This is a genomic window from Thermanaerothrix sp. (assembly GCF_056331585.1).
Genome location: NZ_JBWGPQ010000029.1, coordinates 1 through 20,231, shown reverse-complemented (window position 1 = coordinate 20,231; position 20,231 = coordinate 1). Strand labels below are relative to the sequence as shown.

17 protein-coding genes are annotated in these 20,231 nt (G+C 60.1%); 7 read left to right on the top strand and 10 right to left on the bottom strand.

The window, feature by feature from the left end:
* Positions 1-10: 10 nt before the first annotated feature.
* On the bottom strand, positions 11-607 hold the full coding sequence (locus AC01YT_RS10205) for a DoxX family protein (protein ID WP_476675137.1): 597 nt from the start codon (positions 605-607) through the stop codon (positions 11-13).
* 348 nt (positions 608-955) lie between these two features.
* Here AC01YT_RS10205 and AC01YT_RS10200 point away from each other — a divergent pair, with 348 nt between their 5' ends.
* Together AC01YT_RS10200 and AC01YT_RS10195 are read left to right on the top strand one after the other, a co-directional pair.
* The gene (locus AC01YT_RS10200; protein ID WP_476675135.1) at positions 956-2,881 is read left to right on the top strand and encodes an outer membrane protein assembly factor BamB family protein; all 1,926 of its coding nucleotides are present in this window, start codon (positions 956-958) and stop codon (positions 2,879-2,881) included.
* Between the two features lie 69 nt (positions 2,882-2,950).
* Positions 2,951-4,363, top strand: coding sequence for a DNRLRE domain-containing protein (locus tag AC01YT_RS10195; RefSeq protein WP_476675133.1), 1,413 nt, complete (start codon positions 2,951-2,953; stop codon positions 4,361-4,363).
* A gap of 75 nt (positions 4,364-4,438) precedes the next feature.
* Here AC01YT_RS10195 and AC01YT_RS10190 read toward each other — a convergent pair whose 3' ends face one another.
* The 3 genes from AC01YT_RS10190 to AC01YT_RS10180 form a co-directional block, all read right to left on the bottom strand.
* A complete protein-coding gene (locus AC01YT_RS10190; protein WP_476675161.1) occupies positions 4,439-4,516 on the bottom strand; it encodes a BBE domain-containing protein in 78 nt (25 codons plus the stop codon).
* A 426-nt stretch (positions 4,517-4,942) separates the two neighbouring features.
* A complete protein-coding gene (locus AC01YT_RS10185) occupies positions 4,943-5,089 on the bottom strand; it encodes a hypothetical protein (RefSeq protein WP_476675131.1) in 147 nt (48 codons plus the stop codon).
* A 112-nt stretch (positions 5,090-5,201) separates the two neighbouring features.
* Positions 5,202-5,879, bottom strand: coding sequence for a TetR/AcrR family transcriptional regulator (locus AC01YT_RS10180; protein ID WP_476675129.1), 678 nt, complete (start codon positions 5,877-5,879; stop codon positions 5,202-5,204).
* An 89-nt stretch (positions 5,880-5,968) separates the two neighbouring features.
* Here AC01YT_RS10180 and AC01YT_RS10175 point away from each other — a divergent pair, with 89 nt between their 5' ends.
* The 5 genes from AC01YT_RS10175 to AC01YT_RS10155 all read left to right on the top strand — a co-directional run bounded on the left by AC01YT_RS10175 (position 5,969) and on the right by AC01YT_RS10155 (position 11,676).
* A complete protein-coding gene (locus tag AC01YT_RS10175) occupies positions 5,969-6,712 on the top strand; it encodes an ABC transporter ATP-binding protein (protein WP_476675127.1) in 744 nt (247 codons plus the stop codon).
* 13 nt (positions 6,713-6,725) lie between these two features.
* Positions 6,726-7,799 carry an ABC transporter ATP-binding protein gene (locus AC01YT_RS10170; protein WP_476675125.1) on the top strand — a complete coding sequence of 358 codons (1,074 nt, stop codon included), beginning with the start codon at positions 6,726-6,728 and terminating at the stop codon, positions 7,797-7,799.
* Positions 7,796-10,204 (top strand): ABC transporter permease, encoded by a 2,409-nt coding sequence (locus tag AC01YT_RS10165; protein WP_476675123.1) that lies wholly within the window; start codon positions 7,796-7,798, stop codon positions 10,202-10,204. The genes AC01YT_RS10170 and AC01YT_RS10165 overlap by 4 nt, the downstream gene beginning before the upstream one ends.
* Positions 10,205-10,226: 22 nt before the next feature.
* A complete protein-coding gene (locus tag AC01YT_RS10160) occupies positions 10,227-11,399 on the top strand; it encodes an HlyD family secretion protein (RefSeq protein ID WP_476675121.1) in 1,173 nt (390 codons plus the stop codon).
* A 76-nt stretch (positions 11,400-11,475) separates the two neighbouring features.
* Positions 11,476-11,676 (top strand): hypothetical protein, encoded by a 201-nt coding sequence (locus AC01YT_RS10155; protein WP_424913827.1) that lies wholly within the window; start codon positions 11,476-11,478, stop codon positions 11,674-11,676.
* Between the two features lie 178 nt (positions 11,677-11,854).
* On the opposite strand, the gene AC01YT_RS10150 is transcribed toward AC01YT_RS10155, so the two are convergent.
* The 6 genes from AC01YT_RS10150 to AC01YT_RS10125 form a co-directional block, all read right to left on the bottom strand.
* Entirely contained in the window at positions 11,855-12,262 is a 408-nt protein-coding gene (locus AC01YT_RS10150; protein ID WP_476675118.1) for a Zn-ribbon domain-containing OB-fold protein, read from the bottom strand.
* A 101-nt stretch (positions 12,263-12,363) separates the two neighbouring features.
* On the bottom strand, positions 12,364-13,524 hold the full coding sequence (locus tag AC01YT_RS10145) for a thiolase C-terminal domain-containing protein (protein ID WP_476675116.1): 1,161 nt from the start codon (positions 13,522-13,524) through the stop codon (positions 12,364-12,366).
* Between the two features lie 12 nt (positions 13,525-13,536).
* Positions 13,537-14,616, bottom strand: coding sequence for a hydroxymethylglutaryl-CoA synthase (locus AC01YT_RS10140; protein WP_476675115.1), 1,080 nt, complete (start codon positions 14,614-14,616; stop codon positions 13,537-13,539).
* Complete coding sequence (locus tag AC01YT_RS10135; protein WP_476675113.1) at positions 14,613-15,908, bottom strand: hydroxymethylglutaryl-CoA reductase, degradative; 1,296 nt, start codon at positions 15,906-15,908, stop codon at positions 14,613-14,615. Before AC01YT_RS10135 ends, AC01YT_RS10140 begins: the two co-directional genes overlap by 4 nt.
* 117 nt (positions 15,909-16,025) lie before the next feature.
* Complete coding sequence (locus AC01YT_RS10130) at positions 16,026-18,365, bottom strand: plasma-membrane proton-efflux P-type ATPase (RefSeq protein WP_424912823.1); 2,340 nt, start codon at positions 18,363-18,365, stop codon at positions 16,026-16,028.
* Positions 18,362-20,113 carry a phosphatidylglycerol lysyltransferase domain-containing protein gene (locus tag AC01YT_RS10125; protein ID WP_476675110.1) on the bottom strand — a complete coding sequence of 584 codons (1,752 nt, stop codon included), beginning with the start codon at positions 20,111-20,113 and terminating at the stop codon, positions 18,362-18,364. The genes AC01YT_RS10130 and AC01YT_RS10125 overlap by 4 nt, the downstream gene beginning before the upstream one ends.
* Positions 20,114-20,231: the final 118 nt, after the last annotated feature.

Here is a 20,231-nt window from a genome sequence, read left to right as displayed (position 1 = left end):
GCTGCCATGCTCAGGATGGGTTCCCCGCGGCTGGGGCGCTCTGGCCCGCCCTGGCGAACACCCGCCCAGGGCGCCAAGGGGTGCCCAGCAGCGGCAACAACCAGCGATCCAGGCCCCACCATCCCGCCGTCTTCCAGGCCAGGATGAGGAAAATCGAGAGGGTGAACAAAACCGGATTGATGCTGGCGGTGCCGGCCATCATGAAGTTCCAGTTCATGAAGGCGCCAAAGAAGGCGGCAATGCCGACAAAGGCACCCAGGATCAGGGCTATGCCGACCAGCAGTTCACCTGCGATGATCAGTTTAGCGAACCAGACGTAATGCCCCCCATCCAGCAGGCTTTGAATGAAAGCCCGGTACCACTCAAAGGCAATCGGGGGGCGCGCTGGGGGTTCCGGGACAGCCACGGCATTCTGCCAAAACCCTTTCAGCGCCAGGCCAGTTTGGGTCCAGGCCGGGTTGCCCAGTTTACCCAGCCCGGAAGTCAGCCAGGTATAGCCGACGTACACGCGCACAATCAGCCACAGCCAGGCCCACGATGGGCTGCCGAACAGATGCTGGATGAAGGGTGGGTCGGTGATTTCGATCACACGGCCTTTTTGGGACATTTAACACCTCCTTTTACAAGATTATTCTTCATAATAACACCAAATTTGGAAAGTCATATTAAAACCCCCTGTTTTAGAGTTCCCGGCAGGGCTTCACTAGCCAAAAAAAGAAGGGCTTTACAAAGGTGACTGCGGGAACGTAATTTTTACTTAACGAAATGGTTAAGCTAACAACAAACGTCCTTATGTATAATCTTAATAAGCCCAAACGTTTTACTTCTTCGCAACGAATCGAAAAGGAGTCTGACCATTTCCCCACCCAAGCCTTTTTCCTTCATTCGGCTAATAACAGCCATCGTTCTAGGCATTTTTCTCTTTTCAATTCTGGTTTCCGCGAGTCAGGCGGCGATGAGGCTGCAAGTTGGCGGAACGTCGCTTTATCTGCCGTTGATTGCTAACGGTACATCTTCGGAGTGGACGCAGTTTGCCCATGATCCCCAGCGCACCAGTTTCACCGAGCAGGTGGTGGCGACCCCGTGGCGGTTGAAGTGGATCTGGAACGGGTCAGACGCTTTGGGCAAGGTCTCTAGTGGCAAGTTTGGCTTACCGCGCAACAGCCAGCCGATTACGGGCGGCGGGCGGGTCTACATTTCAGCCGGTTCGCGGGGCGTCTTTGCGCTCAATAACACTAATGGGGCAATGGTATGGAATCAAGTTGCGATTGGCACGGTCAACTCCAGCCCGGCCTATGACTTGCGTAGCGATGCGCTATTGGTGGTTTCCAGTAACGGGCGATTGTATCGTTTGAGTGCCTCTAACGGTCAAGTCTTGAACCAGTTCAACAGTGGTAGTAGCAGCCAGCTCCCCCTTCCACCGGCCTTGTGGGAGGATACAGTTTACTTCAGCATGGGCCAGCAGGTTTATGCGCTTGACCGCACGAGTTTGACCGTACGTTGGCAGTACAACGCTGGCTCGCCGGTCGAAACCCCGCCAGCCTATTCCCCCTCCACCCAGACGGTTGTGGTTGCTAGCCGTGATTTGTACGTCCACGCCATCAACGCCAACAATGGCAGCCGCCGCTGGCGGGTTAAACCCACCCCTTTACAAACCGGTGACCCCAATGGTGATACCAATTATGCCGAGGTCAAAAACGGCTGGCCCGTGATTGCCGAACAGCACGGGCTGGTGCTGATCCGCTACCGGCTGGATTGGCAGTCCCTTTGGAATTTCGACCCCAACGTTTTAACCACCAACAGCCGAATTCGCCAATTCTTCTTAAGTAATCGTGCCGATCAGCCCCTATTTGCCCTGCGTTTAAGCGATGGATCTGAGGCTTTTATCCCCAACGTGGGCAACGGTGGTTTTGGCGATGGCAATTATCTACCGATGGGGCCGCTGCCGGCAATTGCTCGTGTGGATGGGAAAGAGATTGCCTATATCGTGGTGCGAGGAGGCCCATGTCCGCAAAATCCATGCGATCCGCGCTGGGATTCGCACCTCGGCGAATTGCTGTTGGATGATCAGACGGTCAGCGGTTTTCAGGCTGGCGATGTTCGCTTCATGAAAAACACTTTCTTCCCAACCGACGAGCAAGCCTTTATCAGTGTGGCGGGTAACATGATTTTGGCCGGACACTGGGAGGCCGGCATTGCCCATCAGATTACCGACCGCTCGCCTTCCCGCGGAGCGACCACGACCAACCCTATTCTCGTGAATGATCTGCCCCACATTGCTACCTCACAAGATCGAGATGTCTGCAACAGCGGGTTTCTGGCCAGCCACTACTGTTCGGTGGGATTGTCCAACACACGCACCTGGCCGGGCGGCTTTTACATCTACTGGAAAGAAGGCAAGGTGTATGATCGCTACTGGAGCGAGTATGCCACCTGGGTGGTCAGCAATAATACCATCTACTTTGTCAGCACGGACGGGGCTGTAGTGGCGCTAGAACACGGCACGCCCTCACCCAACGCACTCCCATCTGATTTTGTCTCTCTTGAATCCGAGCAGCCCGCCGAGTCCCCGATATTGAACGAGCCGATTTCCTACGAACAGGCAGCGCAGTACGCTGGTCATGTAGTGACAGTCGAGGGACAACTGGTGCGGGTGTTCAATAATGGCAAAGCCGTGTACCTGTCCTTCGTTGAACCCCATCAGCGTCAGTTTGTGGTGAGAATAATGAAAGATAACTGGGGCACATTCGGTCAACCACCGGATACTCTTTACCGCGCCGGGCAGCGGGTACAGGTACGCGGGCAGATCGAGTGGTATCAAGGTGGTCCGGTCATTTATGTGAGAGAACCAGAGCAGATCACCGTGATCGGTGACCGGTAACGCTGGGGTAATCTGATGTTTCGGTTTAGGTTTCAGTTTACCTTGTTGCAATGGCTAAAAGGCATAATCGTGGTGACACTATTCGCCGCGCTGATCTTGCAGGCTTCATGGGCTGCGGCACAAAATCCACAACCGCAAAATCAATCGGTGTACTTGCCATTAATTCTGCGCGATTATTGCGCAGAAGAAACGCTACCACGCATTAACGTCCCTCAGTTTCCGGCTACCAGCAATATTCCTGAAGAATACTTCGGACAGACCGCGATTGCCTGGTTTGGGCAAGTAACGCCCTCTAAAAACTATGCCGATATCCGTGTGGGCTATAACTCCAATCGCTTATATGTATATCTGGCAATCTTTGATCGTTCGCTCTGGTATGATGTGAGTCCATCTGCCGAGCGTTTAACCGAATGGGATGCGGTGACCTTACTCCTAGATACGAGTGGCGGAACGTCCCTTTCAACGTCTTCCTGGCGTTTCGTTGCTCAACTCAGTCGTGATCCAAGCCCTGCCCATCGTGCGGTCTATCGGGGCAGTGCCAGCGGTTGGCAGAGAACTAACATCCCCTTCGACGCCGTGCCGGGTTGGCGGGGAAATGCCCTCAATGATGACCGCGAAAACGACCGCGGCTGGGCAATGGGTTTTACCATTCCTTTCAATAGTTTGGGGGTATTGGCGCCCACGTCTGGTCAAACCTGGCGAATGGCCGTTATTGTCCACGATCGTGACTCCCTTGCCGGTCCACCCGTCGGCGATCAATCCTGGCCACCGATTGCTGCCACGCATACCCCGGCTTGCTGGGGTTTCTTGACCTTTGACCTGCCGTCCTATATATCTAACCGACCGGTAGCTGGGAGTGTGACGATCCGTCGCCCTACCCAAAACAGCCCGCTGGTGCCGGATGCGGATGTGGGCGCAGCCATCGAAAACCAGTGCCCTGGCGATGAGTATCACATCTGGAACGAATGGGGCAATCGCAATTACGGAAAAGCCCCAGATTTCAATGTGCAGAATCAATCTGATGTGGCCGATTGGCCGTGTTTTGCTAAGTATTACATCACTTTTCCGCTATCCGATGTGCCGCGCCACAAAGTCGTTGTTTCCGCAACGTTGACGTTGCATCAATTCGGCAACTCAGGCGGGCCGGGGCAAGCTCACTCATCCTGGATTCAGGTACTCACCACCCGGCAGGATTGGGGGGAAAACAATATCACCTGGAACAACGCACCGCTCGCGGATGAAAATATCGGTGGCAACTGGGTGGAACCGCTTACGGCGCATCCAGGTTGGCCTGGTGTGGCTCGTCATTGGGATATCAGTTATGCGGTAGCCAAAGCCTATGCGCGCGGGGAACCGTTGCGGTTAATCCTCTATTCGGCGGATTCGAATTACCACAGCGGCAAGTATTTTGTCTCATCCGATACGGGCGATTGGAATGCAGAGGGACGCCCCCGCCTGGAAGTCCGATGGGGTGAGCCCTGAAACCGACCCGCTAAATGAGCCTTTCCTTTACCATGATCACAGGCGCCTCGGGGTGGCGGTAATGCCCAACCTGATTCAAGCCAGTGGGATGGCGAAACTAGACCCGAACCGGTTCTGCGGGTCGTACTTGGCTTTGAGTCTCTGCAAGCGCACATAGGTTTCCGCCGAGAAGCCCTGGGGGGGTGCGTTCGCGCGCTTCTTCACCTTCCAGGAAGTTCGGATAAACGCCTTCACGAAGATGCGGGGTCAGCGCTTGCTTGAGGGATGGGATATGGCGGGCGACCTGGTTGCAAATTGCCGGGGTGGGTGTAACACCAACTGCCCGGAGGCTATAGGGTGCTTCGCAATGGCTGTAGGCTGTTGTGCTCGGATCCACAGCCGAAATGGCGCCTCCCGCATGGCGGACCTCACTGAACATAAGCAACGGTGGTACCCGGTTGGGGAGGAGGTATTGGATCAGGGCCTCGACGACCTTCGTCGTGTAACGTGCGGAGCCAAGCGCCGCTGGTATGGGCAGGAAGGGGGTCAACCGGGTCGTTGCTGATCGCGGCCGCATGTGCAAAGGACGTGAGTTTAAAGTCATCCACCCTGTGGAGTTCGCCATTCCCGCCAGGGCCGGCGCAGGGCTTCATCTTGTTCTACCGGGCCGCAGTAACACCCGCGCAGGATCACAAACGACGGATGCCGAAAGATCTCGGGCACCTCTGGGATGGGCGGAAAATTCATCAGGACAAAGGCGGCGGTCGATTCATGATTTGTGGGAATATTATTTAAGGATACTCCCTTTTTCTCCAAACTGGAGTGCGTTGTTCCTTAATGGACCGCAGTTGGCGCGGGCTCACCTCTCTGGCAAGACGGGTGGCAGGGTCAGGTGACCAATCCCCTCATAAAACAAGCGGAAAAACATCTCCGCCATGCTTTGAGGCGGATAGGGCATGCCGTGCTCCAACCACCAGGTCAGTAATCCCAGCAATGCCCCGGCGAAGTAATTGGCGAGCACCTCCGCCGGAACGGGGGGCGCCTGTTGCGGGCGGTGAGCGTCCAGATAGGCAATCACCGCCTGGCAAATCATGGTGTGGATGCGCTGGGAGATGGCGGCGGTGCCCTCACCGCGCAGAATCACCCGGTAGAGGGTCGCGCTTCCTGCGGCATGTTCGAAGACCAGCGCAATCGCCCGCCGCAACCAGGCCGCGGCGGCCTCTGAACCCGCTTCCAGGCGCGGTGGCGCAAAGGTGCTCACCTGGGTCAGCAAGTCGTCCACCGTTTGCTGGATGCTATCCAGTAGTAGCGCGTCCTTGTCCCGGTAATGGAGGTAAAAGGTAGCCCGTCCCAGGTTGGCGCGCGCGGTGATGTCTTCCACCCGGATGGCATCATAGCCGCGCTCCAGAATCAGCGTGAGCAGGGCATCGCGCAACTGCTGACGTGTGCGCTGCACCCGCCGGTCGGGGCGCCGTTCGCTCACTTCCGGCGGTGGCAGGTCGGAGGGAGGATGATTGACAGTCTGAGGTTTCGGCATATAATATAGACATTGTGTCTATAATTCTACACACCGTCTATTTTATCATAGAATGACACCGTCTTTCATGGGTTGATTTTTGGGGTATCATGGCTATGTCATCTGTCCTTCCCACGGCTTCAGTGGTAGAAATCACCGCACAGCCCATCATTACCCTGCGCAGGGTGAAAAAGGCGTACCACACGCCAGCGGGGGATTTTTGGGCCTTACATGGCATTGATCTGGACATTTACCCGGGTGAGTTTATCGGTATCATCGGCAAATCCGGCGCGGGCAAGACCACACTGCTCAACATGATCAGTGGGATTGATGCGCTCACCGCCGGCGAGGTGGTGGTCAACGGGGTGCGCGTGCACGACCTGGATGAGGATCGCCTGGCATTGTGGCGTGGGCGTACGCTGGGCGTGATCACCCAGAGCTTCCTGCTGATGCCCACGCTGACCCTTTTGGAAAACGTTCTGCTTCCAATGGATTTCTGTGGTCTGTGGCAGGGACGCAAGTCGGTGGAGCGGGCGCGAGATTTACTGCGCCAGGTGGAATTGGAAGACCATATTCACAAGTTGCCGGCGGCCATCTCCGGTGGACAGCAGCAACGGGTGGCCATTGCACGTGCCCTGGCGAACGATCCCCCCATCCTACTGGCGGATGAACCAACCGGGCGCTTGGATTCGGGCACGGCCGAAGGGATTTTGCGCATCTTTGAGCGCTTGGTGGCTGCCGGCAAAACCATTGTGATGGTCACGCATGACCTGAGCCTGGAACGACGCTTCTCGCGCGTGGTGTGGATCGCGGATGGACGGCTGGTGCCCGACCGTCAGACGGCATTGGGGTAGGGGAGGTGGTGGTATGAGCCTGGCTGCCCCTACACGTGCTCTTATCCAACCCGGTGCCGAAGAGGCTCTTATCTGGCTCAAAGGCGTTTGGAAGGTGTTTAAGATGCCCTCGGGCACCTTTGAGGCGTTGAAAAACATCAACCTGAGTATTCGGGCCGGCGAGTTTGTCAGCGTTACCGGCAAATCCGGAAGCGGTAAATCCACCCTGGTTAACATGATCACCGGCATAGACCGCCCCACACGGGGGGAGGTACGGGTCAACGGTACCCTGCTTAACACCCTGAGTGAAGGGGCGCTTTCGGTGTGGCGGGGGCATAATTTGGGCATTGTGTTCCAGTTTTTCCAGTTGCTGCCGATGCTCTCGGTGCTAGAAAACGTGATGTTGCCGATGGATTTCTGCAATCGTTACGACCCCGCCGAGCGTGAAAGCCGCGCCATGGACTTGCTGAAAATGGTGGGGCTGGAAAAGGTGGCGCACAAACTGCCGGCTGCCCTCTCGGGAGGGCAGCAACAATGCGCTGCAATTGCCCGCGCGCTGGCCAACGACCCGCCCATCCTGGTGGCGGATGAGCCCACCGGTAACCTCGACTCACGCACGGCTGCCCAGGTGATGGCAATTTTCACCGATTTAGTAGCGCACGGCAAAACCCTGGTCATGGTTACCCATGACCTCAGCCTGGCGCAGCAAGCCCACCGCGTCCTGGTCATTTCAGATGGTGAATTGATCCATCCGGCCATTGTGGCAACCTGGCCGCACCTGAGCCACGCTGCCATGCGCCACCTCAACCGCCACCTGCATGATCTGCGCCTGCCGCCGGGGGCAGAGTTGCCCCCAAGCCGTGGGGTGCTGGTATTGGAGGGGCGTTTGCAGCCGGTAACCCCCCGTCCGCGACTGCGGCTGCATCTAGAGCCGCTCACCGCTGGGGCATGGCACCTGTTTGAGCGCCCGGAGGAGGCCGGGCATTTCCGGGCCGGGCCAGAGGGCGCTCGGGTCCTTCAGTGGGACGAGAGCACCTGGGAACGGTTGCGCCAGGACGCTCCGGACGTTGCGACCGCGTTGCAATCCTATCGGGGAGGGCGGGCATGATGCGACCACGTTGGCGTAAAGTGATCAGTGATCTGGTCGGTAATTTAGGGCGCTCCATCCTGGTGGTACTTTCGATTGCTGTAGGCTTGTTTGCCATTGGTATCCTGATCACCAACCACCGCGTGATTGCGGAAGATATGGTCACCGGCTACCATGCTGTCCATCCGGCTAACATCATGCTGGTGACCACCCCGTTCGGGGATGACCTGGTGGATCAAGTCAAAGGGATTAGGGGGGTGACCGATGCGCTGGGGGTGCACCGGGTCAGCCTGCGGGTGCAAACCCGCGCCGGGGATTGGATCCCGATGGATTTCAACGCCATCCCCGATATGGAAATGCAGCCCATCAACCGCGTCCACCCATTAGCGGGTATCTGGCCGCCGGACGATAAAGAGGTGGTCGTTGAGCAATCCAAGTTGAGTGAGATTGGGGCGAGGCTGGGGGATGAGATCACGGTGGAGTTACCCTCGGGTAAAACCCGCCGCATGCGCATTGTGGGCATCGTCAAGGATTTGACGCTGGGTGCCGCGGCTGGGGGCGGCGGGTTCTTCTTGGCCGCACCCCAGGGCTATATCACCCCGGCTACCTTGCCCTGGCTGGAACAGAGTGAGACCTGGAACACCCTCTACGTGACGGTTGAAGGGGGTGAGAACGAGGCGACGATTCGCCAGGTGTCTCAAAAGGTGCGTCGTGAGGTGGAAGGTGAGGGCGTGGTGATCCTCAGTTCGGCCGTACGCACCTCCGATAATCATCCCAACCGTATCTACGTGGATGCGGTGGTGGGGGTGCTGTTTGTGCTGGGGGCGTTGGTGGTCTTTTTGAGCGGTTTTCTGATCACCAACACCCTCAACGCCCTGCTGGCGCAGCAAATGGTGCAGATTGGGGTGATGAAACTGGTCGGCGCGCGGCGCTGGCAAGTGGCGGGGATTTACCAGGTGCTGATTTTGATCTACGGCGTGCTGGCATTGCTCCTGGCATTGCCGCTCTCGGCGCGCTTTTCCTACGTGCTTCTGGATTACCTGGCCGACCGCATCAACCTGGAATTGCAGGGCTTTCGCATTGTGCCGCTGGCAATCATCGTCCAGGTGCTGCTGGCGCTGGCCGTGCCGCAGGGGGCGGCGTTACTGCCGATCCTGCACGGGGTGCGTGTGCGCATCCACGAGGTTATCAGCGGCATCCGTCCCAGTGAAACGGTTCAGAGCCCGCACTGGATCGAGCGCCTGCACAGGCGCTTCCGTCGCTTGCCCCGCCCTCTGCTGATCTCTTTACGCAATACGTTCCGCCGCACCCAACGCCTGATCCTGACCCTGACCACGCTGACGCTGGGCGGGGCTATCTTCATCGCCACGTTCAACACCCAGGCTGCCATTGAGCGCTATATCCAGCAACTCTCGCGGTATTTCCTGGCGGATGTTAACCTCACCTTTGAAACCCCCCAACGTATTCAACGCGTACAGAACGATTTGGCCCAGGTGCCAGGGGTGGGGCATGTGGAAGGTTGGGCATACACCCGCGCTGACCTGATGGGGGCGGATGATGAGGTGCTGGATACGGTACAATTGATCGGCGTCCCGATTGAAACCACCCTGGTCACTCCCATTCTGCGCGAGGGGCGCTGGCTGCAAGCAGGTGACCGCAACGTGCTGGTGGTCAACGAGCGCTTTCGCGCCACCTTGCCCAACCTGCACGTTGGGGATACGCTGCGCCTGCGGATTAACGGTAGCGAGCGCGAGTGGGTGGTGGTCGGCTTTCTCCAATTGGCCGGCCAGAACCTGGGGCACATGGCCTACGTGCCCTATCCTGAATTGAGCCGTCAATTGGGGCAGAGCGGGCGGGGGTTACTCTTCCGTGTTGCCGCCGATCGGCCCAATCTATCCTTAACTGAACAGGAGGACCTGGCGCGGCGGGTGGATGCCTTCCTGAAAGCACGCGGTTATCACGTCAGCGAGGCACGCGCCGGGCTCTCGGTGCTGGAAAAGACCGCTAAAGGATTGGATGTGCTGACCAACTTCCTGCTCATCCTTTCCGGCCTGGCGGCGGCTGTGGGAAGCATCGGCCTGGCGGGGACGATGAGCCTGAATGTGATGGAACGCACGCGCGAAATCGGCATCATGCGCGCTATTGGGGCGTCGGATGGCACAATTCGTTTGTTGGTGATCGTGGAGGGCGTGTTGATCGGGCTGATGTCGTGGGTGCTGGCTTCACTGGCGGCCTTTCCCATCAGCCGTCTGCTCTCCAACGTCATCAGCCAGGCGATTTTCAACGCCCCGGCTCTCTTTGCCTACACCCCCACCGGCTTCCTGGCTTGGTTGGGGGTGGCGATTGTGCTGTCCATCATCGCCAGCCTGCTGCCGGCGCGTACCGCCGTGCGTTTGACCATCCGGGAGGTTTTGGCCTATGAATAACGCCACTGTGGAGGGATTAGAGATGAACGCGAAACGTGTGTGGGGACTTTTTGCCCTGTTCCTTATCCTGGTGGGCATGCTGGGTGGATGTAATGTTTTGAGCCAGCCAACACCCACCCCTGTACCAACTGTCTCAGCCTCAAGCAGCCGTCCTGATGGGATTATTGCCGAGGGGCGGGTGGTGCCGCGCGACTCGGCTTGGCTGATCTTCCGGGTTAGCGGGCGGGTGGATGAGGTGCTGGTTGAAGAAGGCCAGCGGGTTGAAGCCGGCCAGGTTTTGGTCCGCCTGGGGGATCGGGAGCAGGCCGAAGCGGCGCTGGCCGCGGCAGAACTGGCCCGCTTGCAGGCGCAGCAGCATCTGGATGACCTCAAACGCACCGCCGACCTGGCAGCTGCTCAAGCCCGTCAGGCTGTGGCCCAGGCCGAGCAAGCGTTGCTAGATGCGCAGCAAGCCCTGGATAACCTGGATACCGATGCCTACCGGGACCAACTTGACCGTGCCTGGGAAGATGTGACCAAAGCCCAGGATGAGGTCAAGGATGCCCAGGAAGAGGTGGATAAGTACAAGAACCTTGATCCGGATAACCCCACCCGCAAGCGCGCCGAAGATCGCCTGGAAAGCGCCCAGGATCGCCTGGAGAAGGCACAGCGCGACTACGATCGGCTGAACAACCGCCTGGAGCAGGCGCGTGCGGCGGTAGCTGAGGCCGAGGCGGCTTTAGCCGAAGCGCGGCATACCTACGAGCAGCGCCAGTCCGGCCCTGACCCGGACGACCTGGCGCTGGCTGAAGCGCAGTTGCGCCAGGCCGAGGCACAGGTAGCTGCCGCCCAGGCCAGCCTGGATAGTTTGGAACTCAAAGCTCCCTTCGCCGGCACGGTGGTGGAGGTGCGGGTGGCGGCGGGCGAATCGGTGATGCCCAACCAACCCATCATCCTGCTGGCTGACCTCGATACCCTTTACGTGGAGACCACCGATTTGAGCGAAACGGACGTGGTCAACATCAAGATAGGGCAGGAAGCCGAGGTGGTGGCGGATGCGCTGCCTGAAGTGATCCTGAAAGGGACGGTGGAACGCATCAGCGACCAGTTCAGCACCAAAGGCGGGGATATCGTCTATACTGTGCGCATCCGCCTGAGTGCCCCCGACCCGCGCCTACGGTGGGGGATGACGGTGGAGGTGCGGTTTAAGCCGTAGGGGTTGACCGTGCGGATTTTTCGGGTTGAATTCAAACCGGGGTGGCCAGTTTTTCGGGCCGCCCCGGGGAAGTGGAATGGGGGTTGGTCGGCGTCAGGGTACCGTTACCACCGGCATGATGCCAGTCTTGCTTCCTAACCCTACTGGCATGGGATGGCGGCGCGTGCCCGCCAAGTACAGCCAGTTCCTACGGGCACAAGCGGTCTTGCGCCCATTGCGGGCGATGACCGGGATTGCACCGGATGGCGCCGAAGGCGAAGCCGTTGGCTGGTTGTAGCCCAATTGATGGCTGCTGTTGCTCTGGGTGTGTGGCCGTTACCCCCGAAGCGGGATTCACGGCCACCCAGATAGACGATATTGGGCACTTGGAGGGCCTTTAATTTCCGGCGTTAAAATAAAATCGGCACCCCCGATGGGGGGCACCGCTTATAAGGTTGGGATTAAACACTTGAAGGCTAGTGGGCTTCGCTCAGCACCGGGCGAAACTTATAGCCGTAGATGATGACCCCACGCGCCTCATCTTCGGCGCGAATCTTGCGCGTGACCATCTCCACCGGCATACCGATTTCCACCGGGCGGTCGCCCAGGTCGGTCAACTGGGCAGTCACCACCGGGCCTTCTTCTAGTTTCACCAGCGCCACCGTGTAGGGTGCGGCGTGTTCAAAACCGGCCGGCGCTTCGGTCAACGTGGTGAACGAATAGACCGTGCCGCGCCCGCTGAAGGTAAATTGGGTCTTGGCCTCGTTGCCACAATACGGGCAAACATCGCGCGGTGGGAAGATCTTTTCATCGCAGTGGGGGCACACCTCGCCCACCAGAGCGTAACGCTGTTGTTTTAAGCGCCAATGTCGCGGAATTTCCATACCTGTATCTCCTTTCCATTAATCACAATCCATCCAACTTTAAGGGCGTCCATCTATCAAATCCTATCAACTTCACCGGTGGTGACTCTCAAAACCTCGCATCACTCGGTGTAGCGTTCCAAAACGTGAGTAAAGGCGCTCGAGGCCGGGCCGGCCAGGTTCTGCACCAGCGCCCGCCGTGCCCGCGGGACTTGGTTCGCCCCCGCCTCCCCCCGTAGTTGGAGCGCTGCCTCGACGACTTGGTAAACGCCGGTCGCGCCCAAGGGGTTGCCGCGCGCCTTGGAGCCGCCCAGGGTCAGGATGGGCAACCGTCCGCGCAGGCTCAGGTTGTCGTTTTCAGCGAGCTGCCAGCCCTGGCCGCGCTCGGCGAAGCCGGCCGCTTCCAGGCTAAGGACGGCGTAAATCGAATAGGCGTCGTCCAGTTCGAAGAGATCCACTTCGCCCGGCGCGATGCCGGCCATCTCGCACGCGCGGTGCAGGGAGTGATAAGCGGCCTCAAACGCCAGCGGATCGGGGCGGTCATGCAGGGCGAGGGTATCAATGGCCCCCATTGAGCCGCGCACGGCCACCAACGGGTGGGGCAGGTCACGTGCCCGGTCCGGGGTGGTCAGGATCACCGCCGCGGCACCATCGGCGTAGGGCGCCACGTCGAAGAGGCGCAAGGGGTCGGCCACCACCTCAGCCCCTTCGTACGTCTCGCGCTTCACCGCTCGGCGGTACATGGCATAGGGGTTGGTCACGGCATTGGCGTGCGCCAGCAGAGGGAACGCGGCAAACGCCTCGCGCGGCGGGCGGTACTCGTAGAGGTAGCGCTGCATCACCAGCGCCGCCTGGGCGGTCAGGGTTAACCCCGGCATGACTTCGTAGTCGTAGTCCATGGCCTGGGCGACGGCGCTTTCCTGCTCCGGGCCAGGGGCATCGGTGTACTTTTCCACACCAACGACCAGGGCCACGTCCACCAGGCCCGAGGCGACGGCCATGAAACCCAGGTGAAAGGCCGCGCCGCCCGAGGCATCTGCCGCCTCGACCGTCATGGCCTCGATGCCACTCAACCCGGCGTTATCGGCGATCAGGCAGGCCAGGTTTGCCTGTTGTGAAGTGTCTATGGCCAGGAAGTTGCCCACGTAAAGCGCTTCGGGCTGTAACCCACCGGCATCCTGGCGGGCGGCGCGGATGGCGCGATAGGCTAGGCTGCGTAGCGAGATTTCCCAGTGTTCGCCCACCGGGGTCATGCCGATGCCAGCAATGACGACCTCACGCATGTCTACCCTCCTTTAATTCGCCAGTTTGCCGCGGAAGCGCACGTAGGTGCCGTAGTCAATTTCGACGCGGCGGGCGATATAGGTCTGGGTCGTCGGAGCCAGGGGCTGGCGCGCGATGATGGCTTCGGTCGTGCGCAGGATGAAGGCATCTGAACCGGCGCCGGAGCCGAAGGACACCACCAGGATGCGGTCACCGGGTTGGGCCACGTCCAATGTAGCTGCCAGTCCTATCAGCGCAGCGGCGGCATAGGTGTTGCCGATGATGGGCGAGAGCAGCCCGGGCTTGATTTGCTCCGGGGTAAAGCCGAGCAGGCTCGCCACGCGCTGGGGAAATTTGGTATTGGGCTGGTGGAACACGGCGTAGCGGAAATCCTGCGCCGTAAGGCCGGTGGCTTGGAGCAGGTGCTGGGCGGCCGCGGTGATGTGCTTGAAGTAAGCCGGCTCTCCGGTAAAGCGCTGCCCATGCATCGGGTATTTCTGCTCCGGGCGGCGCCAGAAATCCGGTGTATCGGTGACGTAAGAAAACGAAGCCTCAATCACCGCCAGGGCTTCTTCGGCCGGGCCGACGATATAAGCGGCGGCGCCAGAGGCAGCGGTGAATTCCAGTTCATCGCCGGGGCGCCCTTGTGCCGTATCGGCGCCGATAGCCAAGGCATAACGTGCCATACCGGAGCCCACCAGCCCCATGCTGGCGACCAGGGCTTCGGTGCCGGCCTTGCAAGCGAATTCCCAATCGGCGGCCTGAATGTGGGGCACAGCGCCAAGGGCTTCGGCCACGATGGTTGAAGTGGGTTTGACGGCGTAGGGGTGGGACTCCGAGCCCACCCACACTGCGCGCAGGTGGTTGGCCGGGATGCCGGCGCGCTTGAGGGCGTTGCGCGCGGCTTCAATGGCCATGGTAGCGACGTCCTCATCCAGCCCGGCCACGGCTTTCTCCTTGATCGGCGTGGCAGCGCGGCCACCCTTCCAGATGCGGGCGACCTCGCTGGCGGGCAGGCGATATTGCGGGATATACGCCCCATAGCCGATGATCCCCACCGGACGATCCGGCTTGAGGGGGGCATGAGAGGAGGATTCCAGGGCTTCCGTCATGATGGTTTCTCTCTCCATTCACGTAAGATTTCCTCGGCGCGATCAATGCGCACGGTATTTTCGCGCACCAGTTGCTCAGCCAGCCGCTCGATCTCTTCGCCGGTAGCGCCGGCGGAAATCGCGACCTGGCGGGCGTGCAGGGCCATGTGTCCGCGTTGGATGCCTTCGGTGGCCAGGGCGCGCAGGGCGGCCAGGTTCTGGGCTAAACCGACCGAAACAATGATCTCGGCTAGTTCGCGTGCGGTCGTTACGCCCATCAGTTTCAGAGCGGCGCGCGCCGCCGGATGGACGCGGGTGGCGCCGCCGACAATACCCACCGCCAGGGGCATCTCCAAGGTGCCTACCAGGTTGCCCTGTTCGTCCTTGCCCCAGGTGCTCAAACTGGTGTAGCGCCCGTTGCGCGCGGCATAGGCATGGGCACCGGCTTCCACGGCGCGCCAGTCGTTGCCGGTGGCAATGACCACTGCATCTACCCCGTTCAGGATGCCCTTGTTATGGGTAGCGGCGCGGTAGGGGTCGGCAGCGGCGAAAGCCCAGGCGGCGATGATGCCATCGCGCACCTCTTCAGGGCGGAAATCGCCAAAGGCGAGTTCGCTCAACGGTATGGTGCAGCGGGCGCGGGCGAGGCGGCGGTCGGCTAGGTTAGAGAGGATGCGCAGCAGCACCTTGCCACCGGTAATCGCCTGCACCCGTCCGGCCAGGCGTTCCACGGCGGTGTTGACGGCATTAGCGCCCATGGCATCGCGCACGTCGTAGATCAGGTGCAATACCAGGAACGGGCCAATGGGAGAGGATTCGATCAGGCGCACCTCGAGATCGCGCGGACCGCCGCCCAGGCGCTGCAGCACCGGATCCACCGCGGCGGCTGCGGCCAGCAATTCTTCGCGCGCTTCCAACAGGCGCAGGCGGGCGGAGGGGGGATCGGCCAGGTTGAGGATTTGCATCTGCCCGATCATCTCCGGGGCGGTGGCGTGGGCGGTAAACCCACCCCCGGCGCGCGCCAGACGGGCAGCAAAAGACGCTCCAGCGACCACCGAAGGTTCTTCGATGGCCATTGGCACCAGCACCTCGCGCCCGTTGATGACGAAATGGCGCGCAATGCCCAGCGGTAGGGCAAACGTGCCGACCACGTTCTCGATCATGTGATCGGCCTGCTCGGCACTCAACCCGGCCTGCCCACTGAGGGCGGCGATGTCCTCAGAACTTAAGTCGGTGTGCTCACGCAGCCATTGCCACCGCTGTTCCAGGCTCAGGTCATAAAATTTCGGGGGTGTCCCGTTAGAAACGTCCATAACGATAAAGCGGCTCCTGTATCAGGCCATCTGGGATTTGCTTGCTTTATCATACCCACAGGCCACCCTCAAAATCTATCAATTTATGTGACAAAGGTTATACAACGGGCTTTCTGCTCAGGCTGTCTGCAGCGGGCGGTCCAAGAGGAGCACCTTAATGGTATCTAGCAGCAATAGGACTCCCATTACCCCAAGCAGGTCTACTAGCACCCATGATAACGGCAGGGCGGTCATCAAGGTGCCCGTGGCGGCCAGCAGGATGGCCACGCTAATGGCTGCGGTCGAAGCCAGGAGCATCCAGCGGCTGGGAGGTGAAGCCCATAGATGGCCATGTTCGCGCACCAGGTAGATCATCCCTTGAGCCGTGAACACCAAGGTGATAAACGCCAAGGTCTGCAATTGGCCGCGCGAAAGGCCCAGGACGCCATACCCCCACTGGAAGATGCCCAGGGTTGCCAGCAGTAAAGGGAGGGCCAGGGCCAGCGCCGTTGAGACCAGGGAGCGCACCTGCCAGCGGTCCGGTTGTGGGGAGGGGCGCACGTTATCGGTGGAAACGGACATGGTCACAAAGTCATTGGCAAACAACAGCAAAATCACTTGCAGGGGGGTGACCACGAACAGGCCATGCAGGATCACCCCCAGGCTCAAGAAGCCAGCAATCTGAATGGTTTTGATGATTTTATTCAGCGTGTACGTGCGCATACGCTGATAAATGCGGCGGCTGACCTGAATGGCTGCTACGATATTCCCCAGGCCCGGCTGCGTGAGTACCAGGCTGGCGGCGGCTTTAGCAACGTCGGTGGCGTTGGCCACGGCAATGCCTACTTGGGCTTGACGCAAGGCCGGGGCGTCATTGACGCCATCACCGGTCATTCCGGTCACGTGTCCGGCGCGTTGTAACGCTTGCACCAGGGCGAATTTGTGCTCCGGCAGCACCTCGGCGAACACATCGCATGCGCTGGGGTCGGCGGCCGCAGCCTGTAGTTGAGCGGTTTGGCATACCTGCTCGCCGATCCCCACCTGGCGCGCTACTGCCCGGGCAGTAGCCTCGCCATCCCCGGTGACCATGATCACCTGCACTCCCAAATGCTTCAATTGCGCGATCAGCGCCGCGGAATCGGGGCGGGGTGGATCCTGGAAAGCCAGCAACCCGCTTAGGGTAAGGGCCGATTCGCTACCATGGGCTACAGCCAGGAGGCGCAAACCCTGGGCTGCCAGTGTTTCCACTTGGCGTTCCAGGTCGGAAGGCGGCGCGGCGCATAACGCTGCCACCGCGTGCGGGGCGCCTTTGACCACGCGCCAGGTGGTTCCCGCGGACTCAAAGGTGGCTTCAGAACGCTTGGTAGCCGGGTCAAAGGGGGTGAAGCTGCGACGCTGCGCCCAGTCTGGCTCCAGATGACGCTGGTGGGTCGCTTCCAGGATGGCCAGATCCAGGGGATCCTGCGTCGCCGGATCACTGGCCATGGCCGCGACTTTCAGGAGCGTGTCTTCATCCGTCGGGGCTTGAGGGTAAAGCCCGACCAGGCTCAAGCGGTTCTGGGTGATGGTGCCGGTCTTATCCGAGCACAGGACATCCATCCCGGCGGCCTCTTCGATGGCCGCGAGTTGGGTGACCAGCACCCCTGCATGGGCCAATTCCCGTGCCCCCAGCGCGGTCGCCAGGGTGAATGTGGCCGGCAGGGCAATGGGTACCGAGGCCACGAGCAGGATCAGCACAAAGGAGAGCGTCTCTAACGCGGAAAAGTGTTGGACAAAGAGCGCATACCCCAGCACGACCACGGCCAGCACGCCATCCAGCGCAATGAGCGCCCGCACCACGCCGAAAATGACCTGTTCCATCTGGCTGGGGTGCTTGGCTTCCTGCACCAGTTGTGCTACCCGCCCGAAGCGGGTGTGCAGGCCGGTTGCTACGACTTCCACCGTGGCTTCGCCGCGCTGAACCAACGTGCCGGCAAACGCCATCTGACCAACGCCAACCTCAACCGGCAGCGACTCGCCCGTTAGCACTGCTTGATCCACTTGCAGGTTACCTTCGAGCACGCGCACATCGGCCGGAAGGATATCCCCCATGCGGATATGGAGGACATCGCCCGGCACAATCTGTTCCGCCGTCAAGACCTGCCAGGCGCCGTCCCGCAGGATGCGCACCTTCAATTTGAGATCCTGGCGCAGCAGGGCCAACGCCTCGGCGGCGTTCTTTTCCTGCCAGGTGCTCAAGAGCGCGTTGAAGACCAAAAGAGCAGCAATGATCAGTCCTTCCACATAATGGGTCAGGATCACCTCAATGAGGAGGGTGACCTCCAACATCCAGGGCACCGGCCCCCAAAATTTCTTCAGCAGGTTGCGCCATAATTGGGGTTTGGGCTCGGGGATGGCGTTCGGCCCATATTGGCGCAGGCGGTCTGCTGCTTCGGCTGTGGTCAATCCCTGCAACGTAGCGGTATTGGGTTGACTCATGATGGACGTTCCTCAATGGGTGGAATAATGTCCGCTGTGGGAGGGTGGCGCCAAGCCGGGAGCAACGCGCGCCAGGTGCCCACATGCGCCCGCACCACGGCCAGCGCCACCGCCGGCAGGTCCAGGGGTTGGGGGTAAATCAGATAGCGCGGTTCCCAGCGCGGGCGGAATTTGGCTTTAAACGCATGGAGCCCCTGATAGTTGTAGAAGCGCGCGAGGTTGCGGTAGAGTGAGCGCAAAGCACGTTCAATGACCGGATCATCAGAATGTTCTCCCACGCCGGCCAATGCGCTCAAGCCCAGGTCAAACACAGCGTATCCCATTCCCTTGGCCCATTCCAGCAGCGAGACAAAGAGAAAATCCATGGTGCCACTTTCAGTACGACGGCGGTGGCGCATCAGGTCTACGCTCACCCCCTGAGGTGGGAGGCCAGGGATCAGGCTGGCAAAGGCACTGATGCGTCCCTCGGCGGTGCGGATCACCATCACCGGGCTCTGACGCAGGTATTCGTCATCGAACCAGCCCAGTGAAAAGCGTAATTCGGCCATTCCCCGTGTGCTCAGCCATTCATCGCTGACGGCCCGTAGTGCTTCCAGCAGTGCGTGGTCTAGGGGCGGTGGGTGGAACACAGCCGTGTGCCCCAGGCGGGTGAAGCGATTCTTGACATTACGGAATTCTTTATTAGCACGCCCCTCCAGGCTGAAGGTGACTAAATCTACCAGCGCTTCCTGGCCGATCTTCAAGGCGTTAAACCCGGCCGCGGCATAGGCTTCCAGGGTCTCCGGCAAGGTTTGGTAGAACGCAGCCAGCCAGTCATTGTGAGCGCAGAAAGCCTGAAAGGCCCGAATGGCGTCAGCCAGGTCGGCCGGTGGTCCAATGGGATCGCCCAGGGCCAGGGCAACGCGCCCATGGAGGGAAAAGGCCACCACCGAACCGCCGGGGGTAAAAAAATAGGCCTTGTCATTCAGCAGCGCCAGGCGAGCCAGTGGCGTGCGTCCCTGCGTTGCAACAATTTCGGCGGCCCGCGCCCGCTCGGCGGGGGTGGCGGGGGCGCGCAACACCACCGGACGCAAGAGCATCCACAGGCTGTAGCCGAAGGTTGTAACCGCAACCACGTAGATCGAATCTAGAAAATAACGTCCGAAATGGGTCACCGGCCCGGGGCCGGGTGGGGTGAACTGCACGAACATGCGCACGGTCTGCACCAAGGCGGCGGGAAGGTCAAACTGGGTGTGAAAATGACGGTCGAGCAGGTAAAAGCCCAACGTTCCATATACCAGAGTAAAGAGGAAAGCACTGAGTAGCACTTGTATCCCCTGGCGCACCGAAGGCGGGTCAGAGCGAGCATGAAAGCGATGGCGAAGTAGCCAGAGCAGCAGCGCCAGCGCCGCGGCCAGACCGGCCTCCTCATAATCCAGACCTTTGAGCAGATGTCCTAGTGCCGAGAGGATCAACACCCCCAACGTCAACACCCAGGCGGCATATTTGTGCCGCCACAAGCTGCGGGACAGTAAAAGCAAAGCGAACCCAGCCAGGGTTACGGCCAGACGGCTACCGGTGCGCACCTCCAGCACCATAAACCGATCCAATACTCGCAAGCGCGCATGCAACGCAGGCGAGAGGGCCGAGAGGACGTTGACCACACCCATCAATGCGACCAGCAGGGCAATGAGCGACCCCCCCCACTGCTCTAACCCGATTTCGATACGGTTTACCCAACGTGACGCAGGCGAATGGGATTGCGGCATTTAGACCCTCTCGATAACCCGACAAAAGAAATCCGATAGATAAGATTAAGCCGTTCGCATTATAATTTTACCACTCTGAAGGAACCTTGCTTCGGTCGTTGGACTGAATGGGAGGGCT